General features: G+C 58.0%; 6 protein-coding genes. 3 read left to right on the top strand and 3 right to left on the bottom strand.

Annotated features, from left to right (window positions below; translation table 11 throughout):
- On the bottom strand, positions 1-1,650 hold a 1,650-nt coding region (locus GEU01_RS18820; protein WP_019087305.1), incomplete at its 3' end, for a recombinase family protein.
- A 13-nt stretch (positions 1,651-1,663) separates the two neighbouring features.
- Positions 1,664-1,852, bottom strand: coding sequence for a hypothetical protein (locus GEU01_RS24980; protein ID WP_081500023.1), 189 nt, complete (start codon positions 1,850-1,852; stop codon positions 1,664-1,666).
- 241 nt (positions 1,853-2,093) lie between these two features.
- Here GEU01_RS24980 and recD2 point away from each other — a divergent pair, with 241 nt between their 5' ends.
- From recD2 to GEU01_RS24970, 3 genes are all read left to right on the top strand, one after another.
- Complete coding sequence (gene recD2, locus GEU01_RS18815) at positions 2,094-4,280, top strand: SF1B family DNA helicase RecD2 (protein WP_019087304.1); 2,187 nt, start codon at positions 2,094-2,096, stop codon at positions 4,278-4,280.
- A gap of 198 nt (positions 4,281-4,478) precedes the next feature.
- The gene (locus GEU01_RS24975; RefSeq protein WP_081500022.1) at positions 4,479-5,207 is read left to right on the top strand and encodes a helix-turn-helix transcriptional regulator; all 729 of its coding nucleotides are present in this window, start codon (positions 4,479-4,481) and stop codon (positions 5,205-5,207) included.
- Between the two features lie 132 nt (positions 5,208-5,339).
- Positions 5,340-6,101, top strand: coding sequence for an MBL fold metallo-hydrolase (locus GEU01_RS24970; protein WP_081500021.1), 762 nt, complete (start codon positions 5,340-5,342; stop codon positions 6,099-6,101).
- On the opposite strand, the gene GEU01_RS18805 is transcribed toward GEU01_RS24970, so the two are convergent.
- The coding region (locus GEU01_RS18805) for an IS5 family transposase (protein WP_019085529.1) at positions 6,091-6,463 on the bottom strand (373 nt) is incomplete at its 5' end. The genes GEU01_RS24970 and GEU01_RS18805 overlap by 11 nt on opposite strands.

Below are 6,463 nucleotides of genomic sequence, written 5' to 3'. Positions count from 1 at the left end.
TGCCCCCGCAACCATCTGAACTTGCGATGCGAACGCATCACGAACCCCAGTCCGGAAACGGGCTGGGGTTTTCGTTTGTCCGCCTGATGCCACCATCAGAATGCCCGCGAGATCGCCCCGGACATTGATCTGGAGGCCCTTGTCGGACGGCGTGAGGATGATCGCCTCGATCAGAGAGCGGATCACCTCGGCCGCCTCCTGGCGCTTCTCGTCCAGCTCGGAATGCAGCATGTCGTGCCGGCGCGCGAGTTGCCGGTGGTAGAATTCCGCCATCTGGGGATGGAGCAGGGGCGGGGGTGCCTCGGCAGTCGCGAGGAACTCCGTCAGCTCCGCCTTGCGGGCCTCGAGCTTGGAGCCGCGCTCCTTGACCGTTTCGATTGAGATGGCTTCCGAGAGGTAGAGATCCATCAGGCGCTGGATGTCGCGCTCGACCCGCTTCAGTTCTGACTCAGCCGCGCCGATGTCGGCGGACGCCTCCATGCGCAGTCGGTTCATCTCGTCTGTGAACGCCGTGCAGAACTCCGCGAACAGGTCCGGGTCCATGAGATGCTGGCGGAGCGCGTTGAGGACGCGCCTTTCCAGTTCCTCGCGGCGCATATTGGTCCGGTTGTCGCAGGTGCCCTTGTTGCGCGCCGTCGAGCAGCCGAGCAAGGTGCCGGAGATCATCGAATAGCCGCCACCGCAGCAGCCGCATTTGCTCAGGCCGGAGAAGAGATAGCGGGGACGGCGCTTCTCGCGGAAATGATCGGGCGATGATGTATCGCGCGTGTCCCGGCTGGCGCTGACGCTGGCCTGCCGCGCCTTGACCGCTTCCCACAGATCCTGATCGACGATCCGTAACTCCGGCACCTCCTGGATTACCCATTCGGAGTCCGGGTTGGGGCGGGCCTGGCGCTTGCCGGTATCGGGGTCCTTGATGAAGCGCTGCCGGTTCCACACCAGCTTGCCCACGTACATCTCATTATTGAGGATGCCGGTGCCCCGTGCGCGGTTGCCGGTGATGGTCGAGAAGCCCCAGGCGCCGCTGCCTGGGGCTGAAATGCCTTCGTCATTAAGACGGAAGGCAATCGCGCGCGGTCCCAGACCTGCCGCGAAGTCACGGAAGATGCGACGGACGACCTCTGCTTCTACCACGTTGATGGTCCGGTCGCCCCGGATGGGCTCGCCATTGGCGTCGAGCCTGCGCACCACGTCATAGCCGTAGGCGTTGCCGCCGCCCGACTTGCCCTGTTCCACCCGCCCGCGCAGGCCGCGATGGGTCTTCTCAGCCAGGTCCTTCAGGAACAGCGCGTTCATTGTGCCCTTGAGGCCGACATGGAGGTGAGAGACCTCACCCTCGGAAAGGGTGACAATCCGCACACCGGCATAGTTCATGCGCTTGAAGACGCCGGCGATATCTTCCTGGTCGCGGGAAAGGCGGTCCATCGCCTCGGCCAGCACGATCTGGAACCGTCCGCGCTGCGCATCGGCGATCAGCGCCTGGATGCCGGGCCGCATCAGCGATGCGCCAGAAATGGCGTGGTCGGTATACTCCTCGACGATGGTCCAGCCCTGTTTCTCCGCGTGGGTGCGGCAGACGCGAAGCTGGTCGGCGATCGAGGCGTCGCGCTGGTTGTCGGAGGAATAGCGGGCGTAGAGCGCGACCTTCATGGTGAGGTATCCCTTACGGTCCGGAGCGGCGGCGCTGCTCCTGTTGCTGCGACCGGAACCAGTCCCGTGCCGCACGACGGGCCATGAGGCGGACGAACGCCACAAGGCGCGGGTCGGGGGCATTGGGGCGCAGGATGAGCCGCAACTCGGGCTCTGGCGGCCGATATGCCGGGGCAATGGACTGGCTGGGTCTGTCCGTCATCGTCGCTCTCTTCCGACCGTAAGGCAAGGAAAACAGACACACGATCCGGGCAGATGACTGTTATTTCAATGGAAAACGGTAATACGAGAAGGCGTGCATGCACGTGCTCCAGAGTGCGGAATCGTAGTTATGGGTAGTCCCGGATAGCGGCGCGTCGTACAAATATTGGCTTACGGCGGCATCACGGAAGGGGAGGGCGAGTCATGAACGATACGGGAGTGCCGTTCTTCCGGCAGGTCGGATGAGCGGGCGCGCCATCGACTCTTCGCCCACGGAAGCGCTGGCTGGCCTCGTGGAGCGGGTGACGTTCCACAACGCCGAGAACGGCTTCTGCGTCCTGCGGGTGAAGGTGCGGGGGCAGCGCGATCTGGTCACCGTTGTCGGCCATGCCGCAATGATCTCGGCAGGCGAGTTCGTGCAGATGTCGGGGCGCTGGTTCAACGACCACACCCACGGGTTGCAGTTCAAGGCGGAGTTTCTCAAAGCCAGTCCGCCGACCACGGTTGAGGGGATCGAGCGCTATCTTGGCTCTGGCATGATCCGGGGCATCGGTCCGGTCTACGCGAAGAAGCTGGTGAAAGCGTTCGGCGAGGCGGTGTTCGATCTGATCGAGCAGGAACCTGGACGCCTGCGGGAGGTGACGGGCATCGGCCCCAAGCGTGCCGAACGGATCGTCGCCGGTTGGGCGGACCAGAAGGTGATCCGCGAGATCATGCTGTTTCTGCACAGCAACGGCGTCGGCACCTCGCGGGCTGTCCGGATCTTCAAAACCTACGGGCAGGACGCGGTCCAACTTATCAGTGAGAACCCGTATCGGCTGGCGAAGGATATTCGGGGGATCGGCTTCAAAACCGCTGACCAGATTGCCCGGAAGATGGGGATCGCACCCGACGCAATGATCCGGGTGCGGGCAGGGATCTCCTATGCGCTTGGCGAGGCCATGGATGAAGGGCATTGCGGTCTGCCTGTGGGAGAGTTGCTGACCAGTACCGCCGAACTGCTGGAGGTCGCCACCCCTCTGATCGAGATGGCCCTCGCGCTGGAACTGGAAGCGGGCGACGTGGTGGCCGACAGCGTGGGCGATACGGGCTGTATCTTCCTGGCTGGTCTCTATCGTGCCGAGCAGAGCATCGCCGAGCGGTTGCGCGCCTGTGCCATTGGCCGTCCACTCTGGCCTGACATCGACGCTGAAAAGGCCATGACCTGGGTGGAAGGCAAGACCGGGCTGGCTCTGGCCCCCAGCCAGCAGGAAGCAGTGCGTCTTGCCCTGCACAGCAAGGTGCTGGTGATTACCGGCGGTCCTGGCGTCGGCAAGACCACGCTGGTCAATGCCATTCTCAAGATCGTGACGGCCAAGGGCACGGATGTGCAGCTTTGCGCCCCGACGGGTCGCGCGGCGAAGCGCCTGTCGGAAAGCACGGGGCTGGAGGGCAAGACCATCCACCGCCTGCTGGAGACCGATCCGGCCAACGGCAGTTTCAAACGGGACGATACCAACCCGCTGACCTGCGATCTGCTGGTCGTGGACGAGGCCAGCATGATGGACGTGCTGCTGATGCGCTCCCTGCTGCGCGCGTTGCCCGACAACGCCGCGTTGCTGATCGTCGGCGATGTGGACCAGTTGCCTTCTGTTGGACCGGGACAGGTGCTGGCCGACATCATCGACTCCGGCGCTGTCCCTGTGGTGCGGCTGACCGAGGTGTTCCGTCAGGCGGCACAGAGCCGCATCATCACCAATGCGCATCGGATCAACGAGGGCAGGATGCCCGAACTGAGCGCGGAAAAGGGATCGGATTTCTACTTCGTGGAGGCGGCCGAGCCCGAGGTCGGGCTGCGCAAGTTGCTGGCCGTAGTGAGGGATCGCATCCCGGCGCGGTTCGGGCTGGACCCTGTTCGCGACGTGCAGGTGCTTTGCCCGATGAACCGGGGTGGCCTTGGGGCGCGGTCGCTGAATATCGAATTGCAGCAGGCGCTGAACCCGCCGGACGAGGTGAAGGTCGAGCGGTTCGGCTGGACCTATGGTCCGGGCGACAAGGTGATGCAGATCGCCAACGATTATGACCGGGATGTCTTCAATGGAGACCTCGGCGTTATCGGCAGGATCAATGTGGAAGAGGGCGAACTGACGGTCTCATTCGATGGTCGGGATGTCGTTTATGGCTTCGGCGAGTTGGACGAACTGGTGCTGGCCTACGCCACCACCATCCACAAGAGCCAGGGATCGGAATACCCGGCGGTGGTGATCCCGCTGGTGACCCAGCACTACGCCATGCTGGCGCGGAACCTGCTCTATACCGGCGTGACACGGGGAAGGAAGCTCGTCGTATTGGTGGGGCAGAAGAAGGCGCTTGCCATCGCTGTGCGCAACCAGGGCGGGCGGCGGCGGTGGTCGAAGCTCAGGGAATGGCTTGCGGGTAGTTTTGCATGACGGAGCGATGCCTCCATGTCGGCTTCCGCCTTCAAGTCAGACATTTAATTGACTAAGGCCGGCCCCATGAAGCCGACATTATGTATATCTCATGCTACAATATCTGAGCCGCTGCCATCTGTGATAGGTGATGTTGTTCGTATCTAGAAGTCTGACCGTATCTGTATAGAGTAGGTGAAATCTTGCATCAAAAAATAGATGGCAACGTTGCGGGATAATTTTCCACAATATAAGTATAAAAAAATGCGCAATGAATCGTTCTCTATAAATGATCTTATTAATAAAATTTATTATTTAAAAAATATTACTGGCACAGATATAACATATGTATCAGGATGTATACTTTCAGTTGATCTTGATGTCCCATTCTGTCTAACAACGTTTCCTAAAGAATGGCTAGATTATTATCATCAGCAGGAATATATCCATGTTGATCCGGTAGTTAGCTATGGCCTTGGTTCTCTGAAACCTGCATTATTCTCTGATATATCATCACCATATGCGAAATCGAGAGAATTGCGTTTACATGCTGCAGAGCGAGGTATTTTTAGAAGCGGTTTTGTTGTCCCATTGAGAGGCCCCCTCGTAAACCTGGCGATGGTCTGTTTTTCCAGCCTTGAAAGGCCAGAGCAATGGAAATCCACCTGCGTTTCATTACAGGCCCAATTTATTCAGTTAGCGCGTGAGTTACATGAAAATGTCCTTGCCATCGGCCATTTTCCGCAAGCTGAAGTGGCATTAACGGCGCGGCAGAAGCAATGCCTGAAATGGGCATCTCTTGGAAAAACTGCTTCAGAAACAGCAATGATTATCGGTATCACAGAACGAGCTGTACGTGCGCATCTAGTTAGTGCCCGTTCAGTGCTGAATGCTAGTAATATTACTCAGGCGGTCGCTAAAGCGACAGCGTTGCACGTGATTTTTTAAGTTTCAATATGGCAGATCTTACACGTTTGGAAAAATGTGGAACTCACTACGATAACGGCGAAGGCATTTTTTTAACTATATGAGATCGTCGGATTTTCGGATCACATATAGAATCCAGATGAAAGTCGTAGCATGTCCACATCGAATTCGAGCCAGTATGCGTCCCGTTTCCATCAGGGACAAGGATTTTACAGCTTCTCTTTGGGGAATCTCACAGTCACTTCGGTAAGTGATGGCTTCCTCGTATTTGATGATCCTCAGGCAGCACTTGCGCCGAAGGCGGACAGTCAGGAATTTGACACCATGCTACGAAAGAAATTTCTGTCATCTGACACTGCATACACGCATATCAATACGTTACTTATAGAAGGGAATGGGAAGAAGGTTCTCATCGATAATGGATGCGGTGATAGTTTAGGGCCAAGTGCGGGTTTGCTCGTAAAACATCTGGCCAATGCTGGAGTAAAAGCTTCCGAAATAGATATCGTGCTCGTTTCCCATGCGCACCCGGATCATATTTTTGGAACGATAACGCGGACAGGCGAGCATGTTTTTCCTAACGCGCACTATATGATCAGCAAAGAAGAGTGGGATTTCTGGACCGCCCCAAATGTCAAAATTTCGAGCCCCTTTGGTGATGACATGGCACGCGCCGCGATCCTCGGTGCACAACGTCATCTGAAGGCTATTGAGGATCGTGTCTCGTTTTTTGATAATGAACAGGAAATCATGCCTGGGATTCGTGCCATTCGTGCATTTGGTCATACCCCAGGCATGATGGCGTTTATTATTACGTCAAATCGTAAAAGACTCATATATACTGCAGACGCGCTACATCATTTTGTAGTTACACTTGCTCGGCCAGATTGGGAACTAGGGCCTGTTAGCACTTGATCCAGTCTGCGGCGGCAGCGATGTGGATGACCGCGAGGAACGAGGTTGCTGTTTTTTCGTATCTGGTTGCGACAGCGCGCCATTCCTTGAGACGAGCCCAGAGGTTCTCCACAAGATGTCGGCATCGATAGGCCCATTTGGGACAGGCGACCGGCGCATCGCGTCGTTTCGCGGGAATGGCCGGTCGGGCTCCCATGTCCCATATCCGTTCACGAAAGGCGTCTGACGCGTAGCCTTTGTCCGCCACGACCCACAGGGGAACAGAGGGGAGATCGTCGAGCATGGCTGGCGCCAGTGGCAGTTCATGGGCCTGTCCGGGTGCCAGAGCGAAACCAATGGCTTTTCCGTGTCCGTCCGCGATC

The sequence above is a fragment of the Komagataeibacter europaeus LMG 18890 genome (assembly GCF_000285295.1).
Taxonomy (GTDB): Bacteria; Pseudomonadota; Alphaproteobacteria; order Acetobacterales; family Acetobacteraceae; genus Komagataeibacter; species Komagataeibacter europaeus.
Note: the sequence above shows the minus strand (reverse complement) of the source record. Positions and strands in the feature narration are given on the sequence as shown.

Bases quoted from the DNA above. Each gene is read 5' to 3' on its own strand.
- GEU01_RS24970 (WP_081500021.1), top strand. From the start codon at position 5,340: ATGTCCACATCGAATTCGAGCCAGTATGCGTCCCGTTTCCATCAGGGA.
- GEU01_RS24975 (WP_081500022.1), top strand. From the start codon at position 4,479: ATGGCAACGTTGCGGGATAATTTTCCACAATATAAGTATAAAAAAATG.
- recD2 (WP_019087304.1), top strand. From the start codon at position 2,094: ATGAGCGGGCGCGCCATCGACTCTTCGCCCACGGAAGCGCTGGCTGGC.
- GEU01_RS24980 (WP_081500023.1), bottom strand. From the start codon at position 1,852: ATGACGGACAGACCCAGCCAGTCCATTGCCCCGGCATATCGGCCGCCA.